At 48.4% G+C, this 25,871-nt stretch carries 23 protein-coding genes and 1 pseudogene; 7 read left to right on the forward strand and 17 right to left on the reverse strand.

Annotated features, from left to right (window positions below; all coding sequences use genetic code 11):
- Nucleotides 1–32: 32 nt before the first annotated feature.
- Nucleotides 33–698 (reverse strand): orotate phosphoribosyltransferase, encoded by a 666-nt coding sequence (gene pyrE, locus AC2UZJ_RS06630; RefSeq protein WP_486949349.1) that lies wholly within the window; start codon nucleotides 696–698, stop codon nucleotides 33–35.
- Between the two features lie 59 nt (nucleotides 699–757).
- Here pyrE and AC2UZJ_RS06635 point away from each other — a divergent pair, with 59 nt between their 5' ends.
- The 3 genes from AC2UZJ_RS06635 to AC2UZJ_RS06645 are packed head-to-tail and all read left to right on the forward strand — an operon-like array spanning nucleotide 758 to nucleotide 3,731.
- Nucleotides 758–1,561, forward strand: coding sequence for a DODA-type extradiol aromatic ring-opening family dioxygenase (locus AC2UZJ_RS06635; RefSeq protein ID WP_486949350.1), 804 nt, complete (start codon nucleotides 758–760; stop codon nucleotides 1,559–1,561).
- Nucleotides 1,562–1,614: 53 nt separating this feature from the next.
- Nucleotides 1,615–2,403: an exodeoxyribonuclease III gene (locus AC2UZJ_RS06640; RefSeq protein ID WP_486949351.1), complete on the forward strand. Its 789-nt coding sequence runs from the start codon at nucleotides 1,615–1,617 to the stop codon at nucleotides 2,401–2,403.
- Nucleotides 2,400–3,731, forward strand: coding sequence for an FAD-binding oxidoreductase (locus tag AC2UZJ_RS06645; protein ID WP_486949352.1), 1,332 nt, complete (start codon nucleotides 2,400–2,402; stop codon nucleotides 3,729–3,731). The genes AC2UZJ_RS06640 and AC2UZJ_RS06645 overlap by 4 nt, the downstream gene beginning before the upstream one ends.
- A gap of 58 nt (nucleotides 3,732–3,789) precedes the next feature.
- Here AC2UZJ_RS06645 and AC2UZJ_RS06650 read toward each other — a convergent pair whose 3' ends face one another.
- From AC2UZJ_RS06650 to ispB, 6 genes and pseudogenes are all read right to left on the reverse strand, one after another.
- Nucleotides 3,790–5,421, reverse strand: a complete 1,632-nt coding sequence (locus AC2UZJ_RS06650; protein ID WP_486949353.1) for a methyl-accepting chemotaxis protein — start codon at nucleotides 5,419–5,421, stop codon at nucleotides 3,790–3,792.
- Nucleotides 5,422–5,524: 103 nt separating this feature from the next.
- Nucleotides 5,525–6,450 (reverse strand): annotated as a pseudogene (locus AC2UZJ_RS06655) (sodium/glutamate symporter).
- Nucleotides 6,451–6,460: 10 nt separating this feature from the next.
- Nucleotides 6,461–7,696 (reverse strand): RNA-guided endonuclease InsQ/TnpB family protein, encoded by a 1,236-nt coding sequence (locus AC2UZJ_RS06660; RefSeq protein WP_486949354.1) that lies wholly within the window; start codon nucleotides 7,694–7,696, stop codon nucleotides 6,461–6,463.
- A 57-nt stretch (nucleotides 7,697–7,753) separates the two neighbouring features.
- The gene (locus AC2UZJ_RS06665; protein ID WP_486949355.1) at nucleotides 7,754–8,095 is read right to left on the reverse strand and encodes a sodium/glutamate symporter; all 342 of its coding nucleotides are present in this window, start codon (nucleotides 8,093–8,095) and stop codon (nucleotides 7,754–7,756) included.
- Nucleotides 8,096–8,099: 4 nt separating this feature from the next.
- Complete coding sequence (gene mobB, locus AC2UZJ_RS06670) at nucleotides 8,100–8,594, reverse strand: molybdopterin-guanine dinucleotide biosynthesis protein B (RefSeq protein WP_486949356.1); 495 nt, start codon at nucleotides 8,592–8,594, stop codon at nucleotides 8,100–8,102.
- Nucleotide 8,595: 1 nt separating this feature from the next.
- Nucleotides 8,596–9,522: an octaprenyl diphosphate synthase gene (ispB, locus tag AC2UZJ_RS06675; RefSeq protein WP_486949546.1), complete on the reverse strand. Its 927-nt coding sequence runs from the start codon at nucleotides 9,520–9,522 to the stop codon at nucleotides 8,596–8,598.
- 149 nt (nucleotides 9,523–9,671) lie between these two features.
- Between ispB and AC2UZJ_RS06680 the strand changes: the two genes are divergently transcribed.
- The 3 genes from AC2UZJ_RS06680 to AC2UZJ_RS06690 are packed head-to-tail and all read left to right on the forward strand — an operon-like array spanning nucleotide 9,672 to nucleotide 12,257.
- Entirely contained in the window at nucleotides 9,672–10,550 is an 879-nt protein-coding gene (locus AC2UZJ_RS06680) for an ATP-binding protein (protein WP_486949357.1), read from the forward strand.
- Nucleotides 10,540–11,535, forward strand: a complete 996-nt coding sequence (locus tag AC2UZJ_RS06685) for a Nudix family hydrolase (RefSeq protein ID WP_486949358.1) — start codon at nucleotides 10,540–10,542, stop codon at nucleotides 11,533–11,535. The genes AC2UZJ_RS06680 and AC2UZJ_RS06685 overlap by 11 nt, the downstream gene beginning before the upstream one ends.
- The gene (locus AC2UZJ_RS06690) at nucleotides 11,535–12,257 is read left to right on the forward strand and encodes a spermine/spermidine synthase domain-containing protein (RefSeq protein ID WP_486949359.1); all 723 of its coding nucleotides are present in this window, start codon (nucleotides 11,535–11,537) and stop codon (nucleotides 12,255–12,257) included. Before AC2UZJ_RS06685 ends, AC2UZJ_RS06690 begins: the two co-directional genes overlap by 1 nt.
- On the opposite strand, the gene AC2UZJ_RS06695 is transcribed toward AC2UZJ_RS06690, so the two are convergent.
- Genes AC2UZJ_RS06695 through AC2UZJ_RS06725 form a run of 7 tightly spaced genes read right to left on the reverse strand, consistent with a single transcriptional unit; the run spans nucleotide 12,254 to nucleotide 23,147 of the window.
- Complete coding sequence (locus AC2UZJ_RS06695; protein WP_486949360.1) at nucleotides 12,254–13,669, reverse strand: efflux transporter outer membrane subunit; 1,416 nt, start codon at nucleotides 13,667–13,669, stop codon at nucleotides 12,254–12,256. The genes AC2UZJ_RS06690 and AC2UZJ_RS06695 overlap by 4 nt on opposite strands.
- Nucleotides 13,669–16,770, reverse strand: a complete 3,102-nt coding sequence (locus AC2UZJ_RS06700; protein ID WP_486949361.1) for an efflux RND transporter permease subunit — start codon at nucleotides 16,768–16,770, stop codon at nucleotides 13,669–13,671. Before AC2UZJ_RS06700 ends, AC2UZJ_RS06695 begins: the two co-directional genes overlap by 1 nt.
- The gene (locus tag AC2UZJ_RS06705; RefSeq protein ID WP_486949362.1) at nucleotides 16,767–19,874 is read right to left on the reverse strand and encodes an efflux RND transporter permease subunit; all 3,108 of its coding nucleotides are present in this window, start codon (nucleotides 19,872–19,874) and stop codon (nucleotides 16,767–16,769) included. The genes AC2UZJ_RS06700 and AC2UZJ_RS06705 overlap by 4 nt, the downstream gene beginning before the upstream one ends.
- 12 nt (nucleotides 19,875–19,886) lie before the next feature.
- On the reverse strand, nucleotides 19,887–21,080 hold the full coding sequence (locus AC2UZJ_RS06710) for an efflux RND transporter periplasmic adaptor subunit (protein ID WP_486949363.1): 1,194 nt from the start codon (nucleotides 21,078–21,080) through the stop codon (nucleotides 19,887–19,889).
- Between the two features lie 27 nt (nucleotides 21,081–21,107).
- Entirely contained in the window at nucleotides 21,108–21,863 is a 756-nt protein-coding gene (zapD, locus tag AC2UZJ_RS06715) for a cell division protein ZapD (protein WP_486949364.1), read from the reverse strand.
- A gap of 1 nt (nucleotide 21,864) precedes the next feature.
- Complete coding sequence (gene coaE, locus AC2UZJ_RS06720; RefSeq protein ID WP_486949365.1) at nucleotides 21,865–22,479, reverse strand: dephospho-CoA kinase; 615 nt, start codon at nucleotides 22,477–22,479, stop codon at nucleotides 21,865–21,867.
- On the reverse strand, nucleotides 22,476–23,147 hold the full coding sequence (locus AC2UZJ_RS06725; RefSeq protein ID WP_486949366.1) for a prepilin peptidase: 672 nt from the start codon (nucleotides 23,145–23,147) through the stop codon (nucleotides 22,476–22,478). The genes coaE and AC2UZJ_RS06725 overlap by 4 nt, the downstream gene beginning before the upstream one ends.
- A 33-nt stretch (nucleotides 23,148–23,180) precedes the next feature.
- On the opposite strand from AC2UZJ_RS06725, the gene AC2UZJ_RS06730 reads away from it, so the two are divergent.
- Nucleotides 23,181–23,816 (forward strand): hypothetical protein, encoded by a 636-nt coding sequence (locus AC2UZJ_RS06730; protein WP_486949367.1) that lies wholly within the window; start codon nucleotides 23,181–23,183, stop codon nucleotides 23,814–23,816.
- Here the strand turns inward: AC2UZJ_RS06730 and AC2UZJ_RS06735 are convergent.
- The 3 genes from AC2UZJ_RS06735 to AC2UZJ_RS06745 form a co-directional block, all read right to left on the reverse strand.
- A complete protein-coding gene (locus tag AC2UZJ_RS06735) occupies nucleotides 23,753–24,046 on the reverse strand; it encodes a LuxR C-terminal-related transcriptional regulator (RefSeq protein WP_486949368.1) in 294 nt (97 codons plus the stop codon). The two genes, AC2UZJ_RS06730 and AC2UZJ_RS06735, sit on opposite strands and share 64 nt — an antisense overlap.
- 179 nt (nucleotides 24,047–24,225) lie before the next feature.
- A complete protein-coding gene (gene panC, locus AC2UZJ_RS06740) occupies nucleotides 24,226–25,068 on the reverse strand; it encodes a pantoate--beta-alanine ligase (RefSeq protein ID WP_486949369.1) in 843 nt (280 codons plus the stop codon).
- The gene (locus tag AC2UZJ_RS06745; protein ID WP_486949370.1) at nucleotides 25,065–25,868 is read right to left on the reverse strand and encodes a segregation and condensation protein A; all 804 of its coding nucleotides are present in this window, start codon (nucleotides 25,866–25,868) and stop codon (nucleotides 25,065–25,067) included. The genes panC and AC2UZJ_RS06745 overlap by 4 nt, the downstream gene beginning before the upstream one ends.
- Between the last annotated feature and the right edge of the window lie 3 nt (nucleotides 25,869–25,871).

Here is a 25,871-nt window from a genome sequence, read left to right on the forward strand (position 1 = left end):
AACATGAAAAGAGCTCTTATAAAAATAAGTTATTAAATGCCGTACTTCTGCCTATAAGCCGCCACCGCCTGCTGGTGTACTGCCAGCTCTTTTTGCTTTTCTAAATAGAACATAATGTCGCTTAAAGAGGCGATGCTAATGACGGGCATACCGTATTTCTGGCTGACTTCTTGTACTGCTGAATGAGGCGATAGAGCATTATCGGGGCCTGCACGTTCCATACGATCTAGAGCTATAAGCACACCAGCGGGCTCAGCGCCAGCGGCGCGTATAATCTCTACGGACTCGCCCACAGAGGTGCCAGCAGTGATAACATCATCAATAATAATGACTTTGCCTTGGAGCGGTGCGCCTACTAGTGAACCGCCTTCGCCGTGCGCCTTCGCTTCTTTACGATTAAAAGAAAAAGGCACATCGCGCCCGGCCATCTGTGGATGGTTAGCTAAAGCCACAGCAGTCGCCGTAGCCAAAGGAATACCTTTGTAAGCCGGGCCAAACAACATATCAAAGGGCACTTTGGAGTCAAGGAGGGCTTGGGCATAAAACTGCGCCAAACGCCCTACTGAGGCGCCGCCATTAAAAAGGCCGGCATTAAAAAAATAAGGGCTTAAACGGCCCGATTTCACTTTGAACTCACCAAAGCGCAATACGCCTTGGTCTAAAGCAAACTTCACAAACTCATGATGTTGAGATGACATAACGCGATTTCCAAAATATTTAAACTATTCAATATATATATAAAACTTAAGGTACTGCTATGACAATTAAAATGCCCGTCTATTATCTCTCCCATGGTGGTGGCCCGTGGCCATGGATGGAAGAAAGGCGTGAATCCCATGCTGATTTAGAAAAAAGCTTAGAGCTCATTCCTTCTGAATTACCACATGCGCCCACCGCTATATTAATGGTTTCGGCGCACTGGGAAAGTCAGGGGGAGTTTTTAGTACAAAGCCACCCAAAACCGCCTATGGTCTACGACTATTATAACTTTCCCGCTCATACCTATGAGGTGGTTTATCCAGCACCTGGGCAACCTGAATTAGCACAACAGGTACAACAATTACTGCAATCTGCAGGCATCAAGGCCTCTTTAGATGCCGAACGTGGCTTTGATCATGGTGCTTTTGTAACCGCTTTTATCATGTATCCGGAAGCCAGCATCCCTATAGTGCAGCTATCTATTGATGCTAACTACGACCCCACGCAGCATATAGCGCTAGGCGCCGCCCTCCAGCCCCTACGCGAACAAGGGGTATTAATTGTAGGCAGCGGAGCCAGCTATCATAACTTGCGCTTGATGGGGCCTGAAGGTGCTGTGCCTTCGACAGAATTTGACGACTGGCTGGAGGCCGCGCTACTAAACACCACACAGACTGACCGCATTGCGCACATGAAAAACTGGGCAAACGCACCCAGCGCACGTATTGTACACGCCCGTGAAGACCATTTAGTGCCACTTTTTGTGGCGGTAGGCGCCAGCACGGTTGAAGATACGGTGAGTCGCACCTTAACCACTACCAGTGCCAGTGGTATTAAAAATGCCAGCTATAAGTTTGGTTAATCTTAATCATCATTAATTAATAATTTAATAATTTATTTTATAAAGGTTTTTTTGTGTTACGAATTTGTAGTTTAAACATGAATGGCATACGTGCCGCTTACCGCAAAGGTTTTGCTGATTGGCTGGCGGAATACAATCCCACTATGGTGTGTATGCAAGAGGTACGCATTCAAGATAAAGACCTCAAAGAGCCCATGCGTAACCCCGAGGGCTACTACGGCTATTTCAACCTAGCTGAAAAACCCGGTTATAGCGGTGTGGCTTTATACTTAAAAGATGAGCCTAATACAGTGATATCTGGCATGGGTTGCTCAGAATTTGACCCAGAAGGCCGCATTATTAAGGCCAAATACGATAACTTAAGTATTATTAGCGCCTACCTACCTTCAGGCACCACAGGCACGGAACGCCAAGAAGCTAAATACCGTTTCCTAGACCATTTTGAAGCGTGGATTAGTGCGTTTATGGCAGATCACAAAGCCACTGGTCGAGAATATATTATTTGCGGTGATTGGAACATTGCACACCATGAAATCGACCTTAAAAACTGGCGCGGCAACAGAAAAAACTCCGGCTTCTTACCCGAAGAGCGCGAATGGTTAACTAAAGTGTTTGATGAAATAGGTTGGGTGGATGTGTATAGAACCCTTTACCCTGAACATACGGGTGAAGCCTACACCTGGTGGAGCAACCGCGGCCAAGCTTGGGCTAATAACACCGGCTGGCGCATTGATTACCACATTGCCACCCCCGGTGCTGCGGCGGCCGCCAAAAAAGCTTGGGTATACAAAGATGAACGCTACAGCGATCATGCCCCTCTTCTTGTGGATTACGATTTATGACGAACCCAGATTACAGCAAATATAGAACAGATTGGAGTGGTGAGGTGGGAGAGGAGCCGTTAGCGGTGCACAGACCCCAGACCACCGAGCAGGTCAGCCAAATTTTAGCGCTGTGCAACGAGCAGCGCCGTGCCGTGGTGCCTCAGGGTGGATTAACGGGCTTAGCCGGTGGCGCTACGGTGCGCGGTGAAGCCGTGGTGTTGAGCATGGAGCGCATGAGTGGCATCATAGAAGTGGATACCGAGTCTGCCACCATGACGGTATGGGCCGGCACACCCCTAGAAACCATTCAACAAGCGGCCAATGAGGCTGGCTATGAATTCTCTTTAGATCTAGGGGCGCGTGGCTCCTGCCAAATTGGTGGTAATGTGGCCACCAATGCCGGTGGTAATAGAGTGATTCGTTATGGCATGACGCGTGATTTAGTGCTGGGGATGGAAGTGGTACAAGCCGATGGTACCGTGCTTTCTATGCTAAATAAAATGGCAAAAAACAACGCGGCTTTTGACCTTAAACATTTATTTATAGGCTCAGAAGGCCTCTTAGGAGTCATTACCAAAGTCGTACTACGCCTGCACCCAAAAGTAAATGGTGCAAATACCGCCTTAGTGGCATTACCTAGTTTTGATGCCGTTATTAGCCTATTACGTTATGCACAACAAGAGTTGTCTGGCCTAGTGAGCGCTTTTGAAGTGATGTGGCAAGATTACTATCAAAGTGCTATTAGGCTTGGCGGCAGTCGTGCACCTATTAGTGATGAGTACCCTCTGTACGTGCTCATGGATATGCAATCTGCTAATCCTGTTGCGGTAGCCGATCAGTTTGAAGGTGTGTTAGAGCATGCCTTTAATGAAGGCTGGGTGGTTGATGCGACTATTGCACAGTCACACAGCGATGCGGAAGACTTCTGGGCCTTACGAGACGCCGTAGCAGAGATTTTGCCGCACATTGCGCCCACCATTAATTTCGATATTTCCTTCCCCATTTCTAAAATGGGTGAAGGCGTTGAAAGGTTACGAGCCTCTTTGGCGGAGTTTGATAGTGAGATTAATGCGCTGTATTTTGGCCATGTGGGTGATGGCAATATACACGTACTCGTCGGCCCGATACCCCATGGTGATAAAGCCATAGAAACGGCGATTGAAAAACGCTTTTATGAAATTACCCAAGATTTAGCAGGCTCGGTTTCGGCCGAACACGGCATCGGTTTACACAAAAAACCGTGGCTGCACTACAGCCGCACCGAAGCCGAAATCGCGCTCATGCGTAGCCTGAAAAAAACCCTGGATCCAAATAATATTTTGAATCCAGGGAAGGTGATTGATTGATCATCGCGGTTGTCAGATCGGGCCTGGCCCGATCTCTACAGCGGCTGCTGCTACCAATTTACCCTAATCGAGGAGGGTTATACGTCTCTTCGTCCTGCACAGTGGCATTCACATCTACCGTATCGCCTAGGTTAAAGGCAGACACATAGCTAACTAGCTGGTCTGCCTGCTCGCGCAGGGCGTTAGAGGCGGTGCTGGTCTCGCTAACTAGGGTGACGTTTTGATGCGTCATGTCATCCATCAGAGCCATGGCTTGGTTAATCTCATTTAGACCAATAGACTGCTCCTGGCTAGCCGCAGCAATCTCACGAATCAGCACCATCATGCGCTCGTTATTGCTCACAATTTCTTCCATGGTACTACCGGCTTGAGTTACCTGACCGCTACCATTATTCACTACCTCTACCGAGCTATCTATCAGGTCACGCACCTCATGTGCTGCCGATGCAGAACGTTGAGCTAAAGCGCGAACCTCAGAAGCTACCACGGCAAAACCACGCCCTTGCTCACCGGCACGGGCGGCTTCTACGGCGGCGTTAAGTGCCAAGATGTTAGTTTGGAAAGCGATGCTATCGATAATACCTACAATATCTGATATTTTCTGCGAAGCATCACTGATCTCATTCATAGTGCTAACCACACTATTTACCGCCTCACCACCGCGGCGTGCCACAGCATCTGCTTGGTCAGCCATGTCTTCAGCCTCACGGGCATTGGCGGCATTTTGATGTACGGTGCTGTTTAGCTCCTCAGTTGCCGCAGACGTTTCTTCTAGTGATGCCGCCTGCTGATCGGTATGGCTAGACAACAAAGTAGAGCCTTCCGCCACACGGCTAGACACTGTGGCAATAGCACTTGCACTACGTGTGATCTGAGAGATAAGAGTGCGTAGATTTTGCTGCATATGGCGTACTTGGGTCAGCATAGCGGTAATCTCATCATTACCATCAGGGTGTATATGATGCGTAAGATCCCCCTTCGCAATGGCTTGGGCTGTATTATTTGCCTGCTCAAAACCTGCTGACATACGACGTAAAGTCAGCACCATAAACCAAGTCACGGGAATGACGCCAAAAAGCACAATCAAAGCAAAATAAATCTGCGCATTACGGTAACGATTTTCAGCCTGCAGGGTTTCTAAATCGGCTTGGTCTGCTTGGAATTCTACTGCCTCCCGTATAGCATTTAATACCGCAGTGCCTTCAGTACGACCCGCTACTAAAAAGGCTTGCATAGCATTCGCGCTGAAGTTACCCATTTCTAGGGCGCTAATGGCTTTATCTAGCTGCTCTCTCCATTTTGCTTGAGCGGCAAACACATTATCTAAGCAGGCCCGTTCTTGATCACACAGTGCTATGTTTCTCAACTCTGCCGAAGCTAAGCGATTAGATTCTTTATTTTTTTCGATGGCATCAATGTGCAAACTAATGGGGTGATCGTGCAGCTCGTAAAGACGGCTACTTGGGTCATGTTGAAAACCCAATAAAATATTTAAACGACTGTCGTAAAAATTCACTTCCATATCGTTTAAAAGCTCTACGGAATGCATGCGATTATCATGCACCGTATGCAGGCTGTCTCTAGCTTGCATTAAACCCACAATGCCTGTGCCCATAGAAAAGGCGAATACCACCCAATAGACGCACACGGTGATCCAAAAACGACGCGTTAACGTTAAGCGATTAAACATATAATATTTGCTTTATTTTATACTTGTATCTGTTAAAGAAAAAAACACTAAAAACACTTGCTTACATTGATTGCTTACACTGCTTACATCTTACTTTATTTCATTACTTTAAAAAACTAATAAAGCTCGTAATTGTTACGGCATTAAAGAAATCAATGAACAAAGATCCTACTAAAGGGATCACAAAAAACGCTTTGGGTGAAGGACCGTTAGCATCGGTAAATGATTGAATATTGGCCATCGCATTTGGGGTAGCGCCTAAACCAAAACCACAATGACCAGTAGCGATCACTACGGCATCGTAATCCTTCCCCATCAGCCGAAAAGTGACAAAATAAGCAAATAGAAAAACCAAAGCGGTTTGTGCCAGCATGATAATCAATAACGGTCCCGCCACACTGGCAAGTTCCCAAAGCTTCATAGACATCAGCGCCATCACTAAGAAAAAGGCCAATGACACAGAGCCAATGGTTTCCATCTCTGCGCGGGGAAATTTAAAACCGCGCCAATCAATAATGTTACGCGCTATGGCGGCTACTAACATGGCACCTAAATAACTCGGAATGGTGATGTCTATTTTTTGAGTAATAAAACAATAATCGAACCTATGCCTATGCACACCGTTAATAAAATAGCGCTGTACATGGAGATATCAAAAAGTTTACCGTCTGCTTCAAGTTGAGGTTTAGCGTCTGCTGTTGCTACTTCTTCTAGATGAATTTCTTCTTGAAAAGCTTCAAAATCGGGCTTTTTTATGTTGTGTTTACGCAGCAACCGGGAGCCCAAGGGGCCGCCAATAATACAACCAGCTACTAAACCCCATGTAGAAGCTGCCATGGCGGCAGGTAGAGCTCCTACAGCGCCATATTGCTCTAATAAGGGAGCAAAAGCCGCAGAAGTCCCGTGTCCACCGGTAAGAGAAATGGAACCCGCGGCCATACCGAGCAAAGGGCTTTCTCCTAAAAGAACCGCTACCCCCACTCCTGTTACATTTTGCAACACCATCAACAACACTGCTGCTATTGACATCCTCCCCTAGCTAAAGCAAGGGGATTCCTACGGCGTTCAAGCGACTATTGCCTGACTCACTTCGGTGGGTTCCTGCTGCTGGCGGCCTTGCTGCACCACTCACTTCACAGGCGAACTGGGCGTGTCCCGCCCTTAGAACATTAATCGCGCCGACTCGATCGGCGTTTTCTTCAAAACCACAACCCATGCACTGGAACTGGGCTTGATTGGGTCGATTCTCTTTACTGCAATGCCCGCACTCAGGGCAGGTTTGGCTGGTGTAGTGCGGCGGCACGGCGATCAGCCAGCCGCCTGCCCATGCCAGTTTATAGTCCAGTTGACGGCGAAATTCATACCAGCCTTGATCCAAAATGGCCTTGTTTAAACCTGATTTGGCTCGAACGTTTTTTCCCGGTGCCTCTACGGTACCGGTCGCTGACGTAGATAGGTTGCGCACCGACAAGTCCTCAATACACACCATCGCGTGGTTTTGGCTGATTGCGGTTGAGGTTTTGTGCAGGTAATCGCAACGAGCGTTAGCGATACGGGCATGGATTTTTTGAACGCGGGCTTTGGTTTTATGCCAATTTTTACTGAATTTGGTTTTGCGGCTCATGGCCTGTTGCGCTTTGCGCAAGGCCGCCTCATGCCGCTTGAAGCTGTTTAAAGGCGCATAGAACGTACCGTCGGACAAGGTGGCAAATCGCGCAACGCCCATGTCGATACCCACGGCGCTCGTGGCGGAGGGCACAGGGGAGGCGATTTCACGCTCGGTTTGGATGGAAACAAACCACTTGCCTTGTTTACTGGACACGGTGACATTTTTAACAGTACCCAGTACCTCTCGGCTGTTGCGATAACGCACCCAGCCCAGCTTGGGCAGAAAAATACGACTCGTGTTTTGATCGAGTTTGCAGCCTTGCGGGTAGCGAAAGCTGTCACGTTGGCCTTTTTTCTTAAAACGGGGAAAATCAGCGCGTTTGGCAAAGAAATTCTCATACGCACGTTCTAAGTCTTTGAGGGCTTGTTGCACAACTTGGGAGTGAACTTCAGCCAGCCACGGGGTTTCACTGCTTTTACGCCACTGGGTCAGATGCTTACATAATTCAGTGTAAGAGAGTTTTTTTTGACCCGTAGCGTAACGCTCTTTTTGCAACGCCAATGCCTTGTTAAAGACGAAACGGCACGAGCCCGCAAAGCGGCGCATTTGCCGCTCTTGCTGGCCGTTTGGCATGAGTTTGTACTTAAAGGCTTGCAAGCGTTTCATTAATTAATTATACAATAACAACATCATGAACAGCAAAGGACAGCTTCGCTGCCCGCGCTATCCATCCTCGCCCTGAACGGCGAGGCCTTTCGCGCATTTTGGTAACAGCAACACAACGCCTACCCCGCCCTTTTTTAACAGTTCAAAACTGGCGGAGAAACCAATGGTAGTAAAAAAAGCCATGAGAAGAAAATCACGCATATAGCTATCAAGCTCTAAGGTGAAATAACCACTCATATAGCCAAACAAAGTGAAAAAGGAGAACAGCACACCGCCGATAATAGGGCTAGGAATGAAATAGCGCGATAGCACTGGGATTTGATTTTTTACTAATTTCCCAATAACTAAAAAAACAGCAGCTAAGCCCACTGTTTGCGCAATATCAAAATCTATATGCATACGATCACCTTAAGTACTGCAAAATAAAAGCGGCTACGCGGTGAGGTTTATTTAAAGGCAAACAGGGCAAACTGACATTTTCTAAATCTTCATCTGTAGCAATAGCCACCACCTGCTCAGTGCTTTCGTAAACCGGCGCAATACCTCGCGAAGGTCTATATACCTCAATGCGGGGTATGGAGGCTTGCCTGTACCCCTCCACCAAGATGATATCAGCCCCTTCAATACGCTGCACTAGCTCAACGAGCCTAGGTTCCTCTTCATTTGTTAAGTTATGAAAAAGTGCGTAGTGGTACGGTGAGGCCACAATCACCTCACGTGCGCCAGCCGTTCTAAAGCGCGAACTGTCTTTTTGGGGAGGTTCAAACTGTAGATTATGGTGACTATGCTTAATTACAGCAACTTCTATGCCTTGCTCATTAAACCAAGGGATCATAGTCTCTATGAGAGTGGTTTTACCACTACCCGACCTGCCCACCACACCAAAAACACGTTCCATCTTAACGGTCTCGCTGTACGGCCACCGCACAAAAATCAATAAGAGTTTGCTTATAAATGCTGTCAGGAAAGGCGTGAATAGCTGCTAAGGCTAACTCGGCTTCGGCATCGGCCACTTGACGCGTATAGGCCACGGCATCTGTGTTAGCAATGGCCTCAGCCACCGCCACAAAATCTGCATCACCGGTTTCAATCGCGGTTTTAATTAGATTTTGCTCGGCAGGCGTGCCGGTTTCCATCACGCGGATTAAAGGTAAGGTAGGTTTACCTTCACGTAAATCATCGCCCACGTTTTTACCTAAGGCCTCGGCATCGCCGCTGTAATCTAATACATCATCAATCAACTGAAAGGCGGTGCCTATATGACGGCCATAAGCGGTAGCAGCGGCTTCTATTTCTGCTGTGGCTCCAGAGAGAATGGCACCCACTTGAGCAGCAGCCTCAAACAGCTTTGCGGTTTTGTAACGTACCACTTGCATGTAACGCGCTTCAGAGACGTCTGGATCATGCACATTTAAGAGCTGCAGCACCTCGCCTTCGGCAATAATAGTGGTGGCTTCAGAGAGCACTGCCATGGCACGCATAGAGCCGGTTTCTACCATCATCTCAAAGGAGCGTGAGTACAAGTAATCACCCACCAGTACACTCGCTGCATTACCGAACACCGCATTCGCCGTGTCACGGCCGCGGCGTAGATCCGACTCATCAACCACATCATCGTGCAATAAGGTAGCGGTGTGAATAAACTCCACCACACCCGCTAATAAATGGTGATGTGAGCCTTCATAACCTAAGGCTTTAGCGATTAATAACAACATGGCGGGGCGCATACGTTTGCCACCCGCGCCCACAATATATTCCCCAATAGTGCGAATTAAAACGACTTCTGAATTAAGACGCTCGCGGATAACAGCATCCAGAGCGGCCATATCATCGGCAATGGGGGTCATTAGATTTGGGATTTTCAAAGCGCGTTCCGAACTAAAAAATTGGTAAAAAGCCGAAGCTAAAGCCATAATTATACGGTGTAGTACTATTTCTGCCGAATTAAGTTGGCTGTTAGCTGCACTATACCTAAATGGAGAGAATTTTGGATTACGATTTACCGCGTATTTTACAACGCGCTGAAGGCGTTTTAGAACAATTAGCCGCTTATTTACCCCCTGTGCCCCCCGCCATAGACTGGGAGGCACAGGCTTTTATTTGGCGTCGCCGCGGTGCACGGGGTTGGTTAGATGCGGTAAAATATATCGCCCCCTTAAACCCAGATGATCTACAACACATAGAACAACAAAAAGACATTATCACTCGTAATACAGCGAATTTTGTTGCTGGTAAACCGGCTAATAATGTGTTGATGACTGGCGCCCGCGGCACGGGTAAAAGCTCTTTGGTTAAAGCCATGCTTTCGCAGTTTGCTGATCAAGGCTTACGTCTAATTGAAATAGACAAAAACGACATGGGCGATTTGCCCGATATTATTGCTCTCATTGCCGAGCGCCCAGAATACTTTATTATTTTTAGTGATGATCTGTCTTTTGAAGACGGTGAAAGTGGTTATAAAGCGTTGAAATCCGTCTTAGATGGTTCCGTGGCTGCCCCTAGCGCAAATGTGCTGATTTATGCCACCTCCAACCGCAGACATCTGATGCCCGAATACGCTGCAGATAATTTAGCCACTACCACACCCGCTTCCGGTGAGCTGCATTATGGCGAAGCCGTAGAAGAAAAAACCTCACTGTCTGAGCGTTTTGGTATTTGGCTATCTTTTTACCCCTTCAAACAAGACGACTATTTAGAAATCGTGTATTACTGGCTAGAGCAACTAGGCTGCCCGCCAGAGCGAGTGGAAGAGTCCCGCCGCGAAGCGCTGCAATGGGCCTTACACCGTGGCTCACGTTCGGGCCGCGTAGCGCAGCAATTTGCACGAGATTGGGCCGCAAATCATGTTAAATAATAAACCGTATGTGCGTGTGGCCGTAGGCGTAATTTTACGTGAAGATGGCGCGGTGCTGCTTAGCAGCCGCCCGGCCGATAAGCCTTGGCCGCTCTGGTGGGAACTCGCCGGCGGTAAAATCGAAGGCGATGAAAGCGTATTTGATGCGCTCGCACGTGAGCTGAAAGAAGAAATAGGCATCAACATCACCACTGCCACCCCTTGGGTAAAATACGTGCACGAATACTCCGTTAATATCGTGGAACTTAATTTCTACAAAGTCACCGCGTGGGAAGGGGAACCTACGCCTTTAGAAAATCAACAAGTGGCGTGGCATTACCCCGGGCAACCCATACCGCTAAACATAGGCCCGGTACTGCCCGCTACCTTTCCCGTGTTACGTTGGCTGCAACTCGCTGATCGTTACCTAATCAGCAGCATTGGTAATGTGGCCGGCATTGCTCCTTGGCTACTTCGTTTAAAAGAAGCCCTAGAAAATGGCGTGGGCTTGGTGCAATTCCGTGAGCCTGCGTGGGCAGCAACAGCCACTAGCGAAGCGGAACAAGCTGAGCTTTTTGAAGTGCTGCAACAAACCGTGGCGCTGTGCGATCAATACGGCGCCTATTGCTTATTAAACAGCGTGCACCCTACTGAGTGGCTGCCCCATACGGATGGATTACATCTGCGTAGCAGCGATGCCGCAGCACTGGTAGCACAACAACAATCTGCCCCCATTACTGAAGGACAATTATTAGCAATGTCTACCCATAATGCCGCCGAAATTACCTTAGCCAAGCAGTTGAATTGTGATTTTGTGGTGTTGGGCCATGTGCTGCCTACCCCTTCGCACCCTGATGAAAAGCCTTTAGGATGGGAAAGGTTTGCGGAGTTGGCGGCGGAGGCTGGGAGACCGGTGTTTGCTTTGGGGGGGATGGATACAGATATCGCGGGCAAGGCCCGCTCCAACGGGGGGCATGGGGTAGCAGGAATAAGGGGGATTTACTAATGGAAGAAGTGACTATTTCAGTATATGAAGGCGTGCGCTATTTGCACTTAGGTACACCGTGGGTGCAAGGCGCAATGCGACTTGATGACCCGAATGCCTTAGAGCTGCAGTATGTGCAGCAGATGATGATGTGGCAGCTTTTTATGGATCAACCCACCCACATTATGCAGCTAGGCTTAGGCGCGGGCTCATTGAGTAAATTTTGTTATCAACATTACCCTGAAGCCAAAGTGACGGCCGTGGAGCTGAATCACGATGTGATTCGTGCGGCCAGATTGTTGTTTGAGCTGCCTAGCGACGATACACGCCTACCGGTGATTAACAACTGTGCCTTTGAGCACATTAAGCAATGCGCGGCAGGCAGTGTGGATGTATTACAAGTGGATTTATACGGTGCCACAGCCGATAACCCCGCCCTGGAATCACTTGATTTTTATCAAGAATGTGCGCGTGTGCTCAATGATGAGGGCATGTTAACGGTTAATATTTTGGGCAATGAACACGTACATGCTCGTAATCTGCATTACCTACAGCAAAGCTTTGCTGCCGTCGCCTGGCTACCGGAATCGCACGACGGCAACATAGTCGCCATCGCCTTCAAAAACCCACCCGCCGTGGATTTTGAAGACCTCTACACCAAAGCCACCCAAATCACCATGGCCTACGGGCTGCCAGCGGCGGAATGGGTGGAGGGGTTGGAGGAGTGGATGCGGGGGGATTAATCCCACCTTCCCCCTAAAGACGCAATCAACTTCGTCGCGGTGATAAACAATTCATTTTGTAGCGCCAAGGTGGCACGTTCAGTCGATAAGGCATTGGTTTCAACTTGGACTACGGCTAAATAATCAATGAGCCCGGCGTCAAACTGATTCCGTGTGAGGCGTAAGGATTCGCGGGCGGCGGCTAGGGCGCTTTGTTGGGTGATGAGTTCTTGGTGCAAGCCATGCCACTGCACTAGGTTATCTTCCACCTCACGTAGGGCATCCAATACCGTTTGTTTATAGGCTGCAGCCTGTAAATCGTAAGTGGCGATGGCTTCATTCACGCGAGCGGTACGGGCGCCGCCATCAAAAATCGTTAAAGCTAGCGCTGGCCCCAAAGACCAAAAACGCGCGGGCGCACTAATCCAATCCGACCACGACCCACTTCTATAGCCCCCTTGGGCTGACAGCGTTAAGTTTGGCAGCCACGCGCTTTTGGCTACGCCTATTTGGGCATTGGCTGCGGCCACACGGCGCTCCGCGGCGGCTACATCGGGCCTGCGCGTTAAAAGTTGCACTGGTAAGCCCACCGGCACGGTAGGCAGCACATCGGCGCCATCATTCATGTTTGATGGTAAGTCGAAGGCAGACGGTGGCAGCCCTAAAAGCACCGCCATGGCATTACGCAATTGCCCCCATTGCCTATTTAAGGCTAAACGTTGCGTGCGGGCATTATCTAACTGTGCCTGTGCGATGGCCACATCCGCCGGTGATACCAAGCCCACTTCAAAACGGTTTTTGTTGTTTTGTAGACTACGTTCATAAGCGGCAATGGTTTCATCATAGAGACGCTGTGCATCTAACACATTTTTCGCTTGAAAATAGCTTTGTACAAAGGTGGACTCTAAGCTCAGACGCGTTGCTAAAATATCGGCAGCACTGGCAGCCACAGTAGCATCCGAAGACTCCACGGAACGGCGCACGCGGCCCCAGAGATCCACCTCCCACTGTGCAGCCGCATTAAGATTGTATTGATTCTGCGGGCTGCTTTGCCCTGAGCCGGAGCGCTGACCCGAGACATCACTACCCAAGGTGGGAAAGAATCCGGCACGCGCTTGGCCCAAACTGGCTTGCGCTTGACGATAACGCGCTTCGGCTTGCTCTAAGTTTGCATTGGCCTCATGCAGCTGCGCTATCCACCCGTTGAGTTGTGGATCATTAAATACCAACCACCACTGCCCTGCCCCTTGCTCATCTACAGGGATTACTGGCTGCCACGCACTGGGCTCAGCGGCAGCGGGGCTAATCACATCATCATAGGCATACTCCGCACCCACATCGATGACTGGACGCTCATAATCAGGCCCTACGGCACAGCCTGCCAAGATAAGCGCGGCACTGAGTACTGAGAATTGATTTCGCCATGTTTGCATTATGCTGCCTTCGTTTTAGAACGGAATCGTCCGGCTATTTTTTCTAAATAAATGTAAACCACCGGCGTAGTATAAAGCGTCAGAATTTGACTAAGCACCAAGCCGCCTACAATAGTAAGTCCCAAAGGCTGACGCATTTCTACCCCGGGACCGGTAGCAATAATCAACGGTATTGCGCCTAAAATGGCGGAAAGCGTGGTCATCATAATGGGTCTAAACCGTATTAAACAGGCTTCAAAGGCGGCCTTTTCTACGCTATAGCCCAAATCACGCTGCGCATGCAGGGCGTAATCCACCATCATAATGGCGTTTTTCTTTACTATACCAATGAGCAAAAACACCCCAATCATGGCAATAATAGAGAATTCTTCACCCACTAACATCAATGCCAATAAAGCCCCTATACCCGCTGAAGGCAAAGTAGAAAGTATAGTTAATGGGTGCATATAACTTTCATACAGCATGCCGAGCACAATATACATCACAGCCAAGGCCGCAAAAATTAGCATGGGTTGTTGTGCTAAGGAGTCTTGCATCATTTTTGCTGAACCCTCATACCCCCCTTGTATATCGCGTGTGGGTAAACTAATTTGTGCCATGGCTTCATCGATGGCGGCAGTGGCTTGATCTAAAGACACGCCTTCGGCCAAACCAAAAGACACCGTTTCAGCAATGAACAGCCCTTGATGGCTCACACTCAACGGGGCGGTACCATGCTCAAAATAGGTAAAGGTAGATAAGGGCACGCGCTCACCTTCTGCCGTCACCACCTCCAGTTGTTTTAAAGATTCAATATCACGCGCAAAGCGCGGCTCTACACCCATCACCACATAATATTGATTTAAACGACCATAAATCACCGCGGCTTGGCGCTGGCTAAAAGCGTTATTTAAGGTATTAGCCACTAAGGCCATATCCACGCCCAAGGCAGTGGCTTTTTCACGGTCTATGCGCAGTTCTATACGTGAGCCTTTATCATCGGCATCGGCGTCTACGTCTACCAGCTCAGGCAGCTTTGCCATGGCGCGCTGCACCTTGGGCTGCCATTGTTTAAGCAGCTGCATATCGCTGGCTAAGAGACTGTAATTGTAGGAGCCGGAACGCCCCAAACCGCCCCCTACAAAAATATCTTGCTGTGGTGTTAAAAATAACCGCGCGCCCGGTTCGGATTGTAACTGGTTGCGTAGCCGAGCCACGATTTCAAAGGCACTGGCTTGACGCTCTTCCATGGGCAGCAGCTCTACTAAGATAAAGGACGAATTACTGCCACCACGCCCACCGGCAAACACCGCCACACTGTTTACATCCGGATCGGCCACTAAAACTTTTCTAAAGTGATCCAGCTTCGGCGTCATGGCTTCAAAGGACATACCCTGATCCACACGGAAAAAGCCCATGAGCTGACCCGTGTCTTGTTGGGGAAACAAGCCCTTGGGTATGGCCGTATATAAATAGCCATTCAGTACAATAGTAGCCACTAAGGAAATCAGGGTCAGAAACTTATAGCGCAGCGCCCAACCTAAGCTACGCCTATAACCATTCATAATCTTTGTACCCGACCACTGTAAAAACCGTGCCGTACGCCCCATGGCTTCATCAGCTAAGCGGGTTTTAATATTATGGGTACGTAGCAGCTTAGAGGCCATCATGGGCGTTAAAATAAGGGAAATCAGCCAAGAAATCATCACCGCCACCGAAAGCGTAACAGCAAACTCTTTAAACAACCTACCCACTAAGCCCCCCACTAACCACATGGGAATAAATACCGCTACCAAAGACAGACTCATGGCGGTGACGGTAAAACCTACATCCCGCACACCGCGCGCGGCGGCTCGTAACGGGCTGTAGCCGCGCTCCATATAACGCATAATACTTTCTAGCACCACAATGGCATCATCCACCACAAAGCCGGTGGCCACAATCAGCGCCATTAATGAAATAGTATTTAAACTAAAACCAAAAGCATACATGAGGGCAAAGGTACTGATTAAGGAGGCCGGCACCGCCACCGCCGGAATCAACGCCGCCCGCCAATCCCGCAAAAACAGCAGCACCACCAGCACCACCAAAATAACCGCAATAAATAAGGTTTTTTGCGCCTCTTCCAGAGAAGCACGAATACTGGGCGTGCGATCTTGGGCCACTTGTAAGTTCACATCGGCCGGCATCATGGCCTCAAACTGCGGAATACGCTCGCGGATGGCTTCTACGGTTTCAATAATATTGGCATTGGCCTCACGACGCACTATCAGCAACACGCCGGGCTTATCATTAATAAAGCCGATATTATTGCGCTCTTGTACGGAGTCTTCCACGGTGGCCACGTCTTGCAGCCGTACCGCACTGCCTTCATTCCAACGAATAATTAAGGGGGCGATTTGCGCTGCGGTATTCATTTGTTTACCGGAGTTCAACCACCACTGCTCATCGGCATTTTCCACATATCCATTGGGGCGTAATTGATTTTCATTGACCAATACCCGCTGCACCTCATCTAAGGCAATGCCTTCTACGGCTAGCAGCTGCGGATTCAAATTCACTCGCACCGCCGGTAAAGAACCGCCCCCTACCGACACCTCGCCCACCCCTTTCACCTGAGATAGCTTTTGCGCCACAATGGTGCTGGCTAAATCATAAAGCTGTGCCTGAGTGGCCACCGGCGAGGTCATGGCCAACACCATAATGGGGGCAGAGTCTGGATTGATTTTTCTATAGGAGGGCACACTGCGCATGCCTGAAGGCAGCATAGGACGCGCTTGGTTAATAGCCGCTTGCACATCGCCTGCGGCCTCATTAATGTCGCGGTTTAACTCAAAGATTAATGTAATACGAGTAGAGCCCTCAGAACTACGAGAACTCATCTCCCCCACACCGGAAATAGCACCTAAGGCCTGCTCTAAGGGCATAGCTACACTAGAGGCCATGGTCTCCGGACTAGCGCCCGGTAAACTCGCCGTAATGGAAATCATAGGGAAATCCATTTGCGGCAAAGGTGCCACCGGCAGCTGTTTTAAGGCTAAAAGGCCGGTAAACACCATGGCCAAACAAATCAAGGTGGTGGCCACAGGTCGCATAATAAAAGCGGTTAGCCAGCGTCTCATGAGGCCCTCGGTGCGTCTTTTTTATGCCTATATTGCTGCCACCGTTGACCCCATTTATCAAAAAACAGATAAATTACCGGTGTGGTAAATAAGGTGAGCAGTTGGCTACAGATCAGCCCACCCACCATCACTAAGCCCAACGGCTGCCGCATTTCTGCCCCTGAGCCCGTAGCCAGCATTAAGGGCACAGCACTAAATAAGGCGGCAAAAGTGGTCATTAAAATAGGCCTAAAACGTAATAGCGCGGCTTGATGAATGGCTTCTAAGGCCGGTAGCTTGTCTTGGCGCTGCGCCACCAAGGCAAAATCAATCATCATAATGGCGTTTTTCTTCACAATACCAATGAGTAAAATAATACCAATAATGCCCACCATATCGAGCTCATGCCCGGTCAACAATAAGGCGGCTAAGGCACCAATGGTGGCCGAAGGCAGTGTAGATAAAATGGTGATGGGATGGATATAACTTTCATATAAAACACCCAAAACGATGTACATAGTCACCACAGCCGCCAGTAACAGCCACAAGCTACTAGATAAAGAGGACTCAAAGGCTTGGGCTGCCCCTAAAAAGCGTAACTCAGTGGACTGTGGCAAATCCATTTCTACGGCACTTTGATTGATGGCCGCCACGGCATCTGACAAGGAATAACCCTTGGCCACATTAAACGACAATTGCGTAGCGGGAAACTGATCTAAGCGATCTATAGACAATTCCACATTGCTCATCTTAGGCGTGGCAATTGCTAATAGTGGCGTGACCTCACCACTGCCAGTGGGCAGATAAATACTACGCAGATTTTCTGGACTTTGTCTGAAACGATCACCCACTTCTAAGACCACGCGGTATTGGGCAGATTGGGTATAAATAGTGGAAATAAGGCGCTGTCCAAAAGCGTCGTACAACACATCATCAATGGTGGATTTGGTAATGCCTAAACGCGCGGCAGCGTCTCTATCTATATCTAATACCACTTGCTGGCCGTGGCTTTGCAGATCCGTGGCTATCTCAGCTAACTGCGGCAACTGTTGCAATTGCCTTTGCCACTGTGGCACCCAGTCATACAACAGCTCAGGATCTGGATCGGATAACGCCATTTGATAAGCCGTGCGGCTGATTTGATCGTCTACAGTGAGCTCTTGTGTTGGTTGCAAATAAATACGAAAGTCAGGATCTTCACCAAACTGGGCGGCAAGTTGTTCAATAATTTGGGGGGCTGTTTGACTACGCTCACTGTGTGGCAACAAAGCGATTTGCATACGTCCGGTATTTAAGGTGGCATTACTGCCATCTACCCCTATAAAAGAAGTGACGGTGGCCACATTTGGGTTTTGTAAAATTTTATCGGCAGCCTGCGTTTGTAGTCCTGACATCGCCGTAAAAGACGCCGCTTGCGGGCCTTCGGTAATGGCCTGTATCATGCCGGTGTCTTGCTGCGGAAAAAACCCTTTAGGCACCATCAGATACATGCCTGCCGTCAACACCAAAGTGCCTACCGCAACCAGTAATGTTAAAACCTGGCGCTGCAGCACCCAATCCAGCCCACGCTCATAAGCGTGCGTTAAGCGCTGCATACCCACATCGGCCAAGCGTATAAAACGCCCTTGCTTTTCTGGCTCAGCATCGGGCGCCCGTAATAGCCGGGCACACATCATAGGCGTAAGACTAAGAGAGATAAGCAGTGACAGCCCAATAGCCACCGCTAAAGTGACAGCAAATTCCTGAAACAACCGCCCAATCACATCACTCATGAACAAGAGGGGAATTAACACAGCAACTAAGGAGACGGTAAGAGAGATCAGCGTAAAGGTAATTTGCTGCGCCCCTTTGAGTGCCGCTTCCATGGGGCTAAGACCTTTTTCAATATAACGCGCGATGTTTTCAATCATCACAATGGCATCATCCACCACAAAACCGGTGGCAATAGTAAGCGCCATCAACGTGAGATTATTGATACTGTAACCAAAGAAAAACATCAATCCAAACGTGCCAGCTATAGACAAAGGCACCACTACCGATGGGATAAAGGTGGCCGTCCAGGTGCGTAAAAACACAAAAGTTACCAATACCACCAGTGCAATAGCCATCAGCATTTCGAGTTGTACTTGCTTGACTGAATCACGGATAGTTAAAGTACGATCAGTGGCCACCTGCAAATCAATACCCGTGGGTAATGAGCGCTGCAAATCCGCTATTTGTGCTTTGATGCTGTCGGCCACTTCGATCACATTCGCGCCGGGTTGGCGCTGCACATTCAGTAATATCGCCGGGTCTGTGCCTAACCAAGCTGCTTGACGTATGTCTTCCGCATCTTGCACCACAGTAGCAATATCACCTAAGCGTAAGGGAGATTCGTCTACGTATTTGATGATGAGATCTTCGTATTCTTGACTGCTGCGCAACTGCTCATTAGCACTAATAGTGGTGGAACGTTGTGGCCCATCTAAACTGCCTTTAGGCTGATTGACGTTAGCTGAAACCACCGCCTGACGCACTGCGGCCAGGGATAAATTACGCGCCGCTAAAGCTTCAGGATTGACTTGAATACGCACCGCGGGCCGCTGCCCACCAGCAATACTTACCAATCCCACGCCTGTTACCTGAGACAGCTTTTGTGCCACGCGCAGATCAATAAGATCACGCACTTCCGGCAAAGGAATGGTGGGTGAGGTAACAGCAATACTAATTACGGGCTGATCAGCGGGGTTTACCTTGTTGTAAAGCGGGGGCGCAGGTAAATCGTTTGGCAACATGGTAGAGGCGGCATTAATGGCCGCTTGCACCTCTTGCTCAGCAATGGTGAGCGATAAATCCAAATCAAACTGTAAGGTTATGCGTGAGGCTCCCCCTGAACTAGAGGAACTCATTTGCGCTAAACCCGGCATCTGTCCAAACTGCCGCTCTAAAGGAGAAGTTACCAAAGATGCCATCACACTTGGACTGGCCCCCGGGTACAAGGTAACCACTTGAATAGTGGGGTAATCCACTTGCGGCAAAGCCGCTACTGGCAAGGCCTTATACCCCATTAATCCTGCCAGTAGCAGTGCCACCATCGCCAAGGTGGTAGCAACGGGGCGCAAGATAAATATTCGGGAAACATTCACCGCTAAATCCCTTTAAGGTGTAGCGATTTGTGGCACATCCTGAGCCGGAGTCGCCGCGGGTATAGCTTCAACGGCGCTACCTTCGCGCAGTCTATCAGTCCCCTCAACCACTACCTTATCTCCCACTTTTAACCCTTCTGCAATTAAGCTTTTGTTATCTGTTACCAAGCTCACTGTAACTTTTTGAATGTGTACTTTTTGATCTTTATCCATTAAATAAACAAAATTACCAATAGAACCCGTTTGTACGGCTTCGCTAGGTATAACTATGCCTTGGCGCTGGGCTAACAGCACATTCACACTCACAAACTGATTGGGGAAAAGGCGATTATCTAAGTTAGGCATAGAAGCCTTCACCCGTATGGTGCCGGTATTTACGTTTATTTGGTTATCTACAGCCAGCACTGAACCTATGCTTATCAGCTTATTTTGCCTATCACGCACCTGCACCAGAAGAGATTCTTCAAGCTGTAGACGCTCTAAAAGACGTTGCAAGTCGTTTTCAGGTAGGGCAAAACTCACAGCGATGGGTTGCGTTTGCGTGATAACCACCAACCCATCGGTATTACTCGCAGAAACTAAATTACCTTCATCTATATTGCGTAAACCTAAACGACCATTAATGGGTGCCGTAATTTTAGTGTAATCCAGCTGCAGCTTGGCATCGTCTACCGCCGCTTGGGCGCTTTCTAAGGAACCTTTGAGCTGCTGCACTAGGGCGCGTTGGTTATCCACTTGTTGCTTAGCGATGGATTGCTGTTTTTCTAAAACCACAAAACGCTTGAGCTCACTTTCAGCCTGTTTGAGCTGTGCTTGGGTTTGTTTTACTTGGCCTTGAGCTTGATCCAATTTAGCTTGAAAAGGGCGAGGATCAATTAGCGCCAACACCTCACCTGCCTGCACAAATTGGCCATCTTTGAAATACAGTTTATCTAAGGTGCCTTCGACTCGAGAGCGCACCGTAACCGTATTAAAAGCCTGTACCGTCCCTACCGCATACAGGCGCTCTTCTACTACGCCCTGAACAGCATCAGCTATGCGTACAGGGGTTTTAGGAGCTCGCATCGCCGCGGCTAAAGCCGCATTCCCCTTATTGTTTGCGTATTGACTTTGATACCAATACCAACCTCCTACCACTACAATAAGAACGATTAATAGCCACCACCAGCCTTTTTTTGAAGTGGTGGTAGATGAGTTTACCGCCATGCTTGAGCTCTCCAGCTAAATAGTTAATTAACCTATATTACAACGTGCTAACTGAAAAGGTATGTTTTGCTTAATAGTTAAGGGTTTGTGCTCACCATCCATCTGAGCAAAGCGCACTAAGATAACGTATTTATTTGCACTCATTTCAGGAAATACCTCGTACTTAGGGTCTACCCAAACACGCAGCAGCTGGAAAGACTTACCTTCTAGCATTTCCTGAAAAGCACCTTGTTTGGCCTCTTTATCAGCCACATCACCGGCACCGCGTAAAATACGCAGCGCTAAACGCACAGCATTACCTAAAGGTATAAAAGAAGCGCTCCAGCGTTTAAGATCAGCCTGCCGTTTAACCACTGACTGATTCTGCCAGCCATGAAAAGAAGGCATATCAACTTGAGATGAGCCGCCGGGCACAGCCAAGCGGCCTCGTAAACTCGCAAGCCATTCATTATCACGCAAAGTCTGAGCAATACGACCTTGATCAGCCAACTCAGCCATCACCGCTTTCATCTCTGCGAGCATATTATCTAACATAGCGGCGGATACATCAGGATGCTCTCGCAAGCCCGATAACACCATGCGTTGACGTTCTAGATCTTGGAGCGCCATACCTCGTAAATCCGTGCGCTCTGTCATGTCTAATAAATCAAATAAGGTATTTACCGCCACATGATGCAAGGGGGGCTCTTGCCCTGCGGCAAAATAGTCTAGGCGATCAAATAAGGCCTCGACGCGTAAAAAAGTTCGTATTCGTTCGTTACAGGGGTATTCGTATAAAATCACATTAATTATCTTCTGATGAGAACGCAGTTAACCAAGATTGATGCAGCTGTTTTGTTTGTGCTTCGAGCTCTGCTAGGGAGGTATTGGCGTCATTCAAAATAACGTAATCAGCTACCGCCAATCGCTGCTCTCGTGTGGCTTGAGCCTCCATAATACGCCGGATTTGAGTGGGCGTCAGCCTGTTGCGCTGCATCACTCGCTTAATTTGTGTGGCTTCATCGCAATCCACCACACAAACTCCATCTAAGTGAGCGCTCCACAAACCTGTTTCTACTAATAGTGGCACCACCACTAAAACATAACAGCCTTGCGCTTGAGCGACCTCCTTAAATGTAAGGTCTCTAATCAGTGGGTGCAAGATATTTTGCAAACGCTCACGTTGTGAAGGTTCATTAAAAACCAATTCACGCATGCTTTCTCTACACATCGCCCCCTTGGCATCTATGTATTCAGGCCCAAACTGCTGCCTAATGGCGTCTATGGCAGCGCCTCCGGGCTGCGTGAGTGCATGCGCAATCACATCGGTATCCACCACCGCCGCGCCCCACTGCTCACACAGATCCGCCACATACGACTTCCCCGAACCTATACCGCCCGTTAAACCTATTTTGATCATCCTCCCCCCCAAATCACTAAAGTCCCCAACACCAAATAGGGCCCGAAAGCACACGCCCCGCTAGGCCGCCAACGCCGTTGTCGTACGGCCTCTACAAGCACACAACTACAACATGCCCAAAACAACAGCGGTAATATCGCCTGTGCGCCTAACCATGCAGTAACAGCTGCTACTAATTTAACATCCCCTAGCCCAAAGAATGGCTGCCGCAACCAAAAAAACCCCACGGCATTGATAACGCGCCCCACTATATAGACTGCACTTATAGCCATTAAGGTTTCAGCTAAGGGTAAGGAAGTAATGAATAATCCTAGCCAAAGTAAGGCTTGGGTAATCACATCTGGCAATAAAAAGCATAGTCTATCAATACGCGCTAATAGCCCTAAAGCGCCTAACCATGCCGCCATTACGGCAATATTTATATCTAATGCCCCGTGAGGCAACCACGGCCTAAATAACACCGCCACACTAAGAGCCACACCAAAGCTAAGTGCATACACGTAGAGCCGTACACTTGGCTTTAGACCCAGGTTTTCACGTATAGCAGTCCACCATAAGTGCTCATTCGCCTCAGCGCCTTGATTGATTTGCAGAGCATAAAAAGGCACCACTATTAAATAAAGATAACTCACTGCAGTGGCTGCCAGCCCAATATATAATGCATACATCTATACGTACTCCATCAAATAAAGGACAAGCCCATGTTTACAACAGCACCCTCTGTTTTACGCCCCCTCAGCTATGCTGCCGCCCTGTTAGCCATTAGTTTAGCTGCTGGTTGTGCTCAAACTCCCACCGCGAATACAGAGGCACGCGCGACTACGTTGAGTGATGCCCAAGAAAAAGCCCGCGGTGGCCGTGATCGTGCTCACGCGGGCTCTCAGGTTTCTTTAGGTTTTGGGGGCACTAAGCCCCAAAGGGAAACATCCGCACCAGACGCAATAGCAGGGGGTATACATGAATTAACACAAGCACAAACCTTTATAGGTACTATTGCTTGTGGCCCCACTAACGCAAATTGTATTCCAGTACGACTAGTCATTACCTTGCACCCCGATGGCGTATGGCGTTTGCGTGCTAGTGGTATGGACCAGAGCCGTACCCCTACGGTAGATCAAGGCTGTTGGCACCAAATAGGCAGCAATCCAAACCGCATCCTTCTACAAACTCAAAACGATACGGTTTTAACGGACCTAAGCTTTACTAATCCCAATCAAGTACGGGTGAATGTCTTTAATTACGTGGACCCAAAACTAGAAACTCACCTGAGCCGTCAGCCTGATTTGGATATTATTTCTGAGTTAGAAAACCAAACCGGCCCCACTTGCCGTCCATAAGCCTTACGGCTTTTAATTCTAAAAAAAGGCGAACTGGGTAAGATTCTGGTGAGTTCTATGGCATTGCGCACCCGCATTTTTTGAAATGCGTTGGCGCGATGCGCTTCTATGGTGCGCTGCGATAAGATTAAATCACTGGCAATATTTTTATTTGCTTTGCCACGTAGTACTTCACCAACCACTACGTTTTCCATTTGGGTTAAATGACTGACCAATATCGACTGATGCATTCTCTCCTCCACAAAAGCATCTATTCCACTTAGTTAAACGCTGTCTTAAATAATACTAATTACTAGAAATTGTTAAAGATTGTTAACTTTTAATAAGCGGATTTTATTTTATGGAGTTTTTAATTAAATGTAAGCTGCTAAATTTAGCAGCATATAAACCCTAATAGACAAAAAAGACATTATATTTCTAAGTTATCAATCAGTCGTGTATCACCTAAATGCGCTGCCCCTAAGGTTACCACTGGCTCGCCATTTATAAGATCTTGTGGCGTAGGCAATAACAGGTCTCTTTGACGACGTAACGATAAATAGTCTACCTCCCAACCCTGCATTTCTAAATGCTTTGCGGCTTCTTGCTCTATAGCAAGTACATCTGTCTCTCCAGCTAGAACCCGTTCACGCACGGCCTGTAAACAGGCATAGAGTTGCGGTGCTTGGGCGCGCTGCGACGCAGTTAAGTAACGATTACGTGACGACATGGCTAAGCCATCGGTTTCACGTACGGTTTCATGAGCGAGTATTTCTACGGGTAGCTGGAACTGTCTACACATTTGACGCACTACCATCAACTGTTGGTAGTCTTTTTTTCCAAAAACAGCTACGCGCGGCTGCACACAAGAGAATAGCTTCATGACTACCGTGGTCACCCCTTCAAAAAATCCCGGGCGAAACTCCCCTTCCAAGATACCGCCTAAATCAGCGGGTGGCTGCATTCTAAAACTCTGCGGTTCGGGGTACATTTCTTTTTCATTGGGGGCAAACAGCACATACACATCACGTGCTTTTTCTAATTTTTCTATGTCTTGCTCTAAGGATCGCGGGTATTCAGTAAAATCCTCATCGGGACCAAACTGCAATGGATTAACGAAAATACTCGCAACCACTGGATCACCATGCTGACGCGCCATTTTCATGAGCGCTAGATGCCCCTCGTGTAAATTACCCATCGTAGGCACAAAGGAGGCTCGCAACTGACCTTGTAGTTGATCTCGTAATTCTTGGATGGTATGTACAACTTTCATTCGGCACTCCGGTGGGTTAAACGTAAATAAATAGGTTCATAGGGCGCTGATTGAGTGAGCTCAATCAAAGCCTCTTTAACTAATTCAAGCATGGCTAAAAAATGCACTACCAGCACGGCCACCCCATCTTGAGCAGTGGAAAATAACTGTTGAAATTCTACAAACTCATTGTGTGAAAGATGCCGTAAAATTTGGCTCATGTGCTCTCGTACAGATAACTCTTCGTGCCTGACTAAATGCGACTGATTTAATTTAGCGCGCTGCAACAACGATTGCCAAGCTTGACGTAAATCCTCGGCGCAAACATCAGGTAAAATTTCTTCTATATGTAAATCGACTTGCGCTTGCCCTATCCAGAAGTCACGCTCTACACGCGGTAACTCATCTAAGGCCAAGGCCGCTTGCTTCATTTGTTCATAAGCCAGTAAACGCCGCACTAGTTCAGCGCGTGGATCATCTACCTCCTCACCTGTATCTGCCGTTTTAACCGGCAAAAGCATACGCGATTTGATCTCTATGAGCAAGGCAGCCATCAGTAGATACTCAGCCGCTAGCTCTAGATTGGATTGTCGTATTTGCTCCACATAACTCAAATACTGCGCCGTCACTTGCGCCATGGGAATATCCAACACATTGAAGTTTTGCCTGCGAATTAAATACAGCAATAAATCCAAAGGCCCTTCAAAGCTATCTAAAAACAGCTCTAAAGCCTGCGGTGGTATGTATAAATCAGTAGGAATGCTAAATAGCGGCTCACCATATAACCGTGCGTAAACCGCTTTATCTTCTACCGTATTCAATCT

Source organism: Paenalcaligenes sp. DL 309, assembly GCF_057475285.1.

Excerpts from the sequence above, each read along its gene's own strand:
- pyrE (WP_486949349.1), bottom strand. The coding sequence starts at position 698 with ATGTCATCTCAACATCATGAGTTTGTGAAGTTTGCTTTAGACCAAGGC.
- AC2UZJ_RS06635 (WP_486949350.1), top strand. The coding sequence starts at position 758 with ATGACAATTAAAATGCCCGTCTATTATCTCTCCCATGGTGGTGGCCCG.
- AC2UZJ_RS06645 (WP_486949352.1), top strand. The coding sequence starts at position 2,400 with ATGACGAACCCAGATTACAGCAAATATAGAACAGATTGGAGTGGTGAG.
- AC2UZJ_RS06650 (WP_486949353.1), bottom strand. The coding sequence starts at position 5,421 with ATGTTTAATCGCTTAACGTTAACGCGTCGTTTTTGGATCACCGTGTGC.
- AC2UZJ_RS06660 (WP_486949354.1), bottom strand. The coding sequence starts at position 7,696 with ATGAAACGCTTGCAAGCCTTTAAGTACAAACTCATGCCAAACGGCCAG.
- AC2UZJ_RS06665 (WP_486949355.1), bottom strand. The coding sequence starts at position 8,095 with ATGCATATAGATTTTGATATTGCGCAAACAGTGGGCTTAGCTGCTGTT.
- mobB (WP_486949356.1), bottom strand. The coding sequence starts at position 8,594 with ATGGAACGTGTTTTTGGTGTGGTGGGCAGGTCGGGTAGTGGTAAAACC.
- ispB (WP_486949546.1), bottom strand. The coding sequence starts at position 9,522 with ATGGCCGCTCTGGATGCTGTTATCCGCGAGCGTCTTAATTCAGAAGTC.
- AC2UZJ_RS06680 (WP_486949357.1), top strand. The coding sequence starts at position 9,672 with ATGGAGAGAATTTTGGATTACGATTTACCGCGTATTTTACAACGCGCT.
- AC2UZJ_RS06685 (WP_486949358.1), top strand. The coding sequence starts at position 10,540 with ATGTTAAATAATAAACCGTATGTGCGTGTGGCCGTAGGCGTAATTTTA.
- AC2UZJ_RS06690 (WP_486949359.1), top strand. The coding sequence starts at position 11,535 with ATGGAAGAAGTGACTATTTCAGTATATGAAGGCGTGCGCTATTTGCAC.
- AC2UZJ_RS06695 (WP_486949360.1), bottom strand. The coding sequence starts at position 13,669 with ATGCAAACATGGCGAAATCAATTCTCAGTACTCAGTGCCGCGCTTATC.
- AC2UZJ_RS06700 (WP_486949361.1), bottom strand. The coding sequence starts at position 16,770 with ATGAGACGCTGGCTAACCGCTTTTATTATGCGACCTGTGGCCACCACC.
- AC2UZJ_RS06710 (WP_486949363.1), bottom strand. The coding sequence starts at position 21,080 with ATGGCGGTAAACTCATCTACCACCACTTCAAAAAAAGGCTGGTGGTGG.
- coaE (WP_486949365.1), bottom strand. The coding sequence starts at position 22,479 with ATGATCAAAATAGGTTTAACGGGCGGTATAGGTTCGGGGAAGTCGTAT.
- AC2UZJ_RS06725 (WP_486949366.1), bottom strand. The coding sequence starts at position 23,147 with ATGTATGCATTATATATTGGGCTGGCAGCCACTGCAGTGAGTTATCTT.
- AC2UZJ_RS06730 (WP_486949367.1), top strand. The coding sequence starts at position 23,181 with ATGTTTACAACAGCACCCTCTGTTTTACGCCCCCTCAGCTATGCTGCC.
- AC2UZJ_RS06735 (WP_486949368.1), bottom strand. The coding sequence starts at position 24,046 with ATGCATCAGTCGATATTGGTCAGTCATTTAACCCAAATGGAAAACGTA.
- panC (WP_486949369.1), bottom strand. The coding sequence starts at position 25,068 with ATGAAAGTTGTACATACCATCCAAGAATTACGAGATCAACTACAAGGT.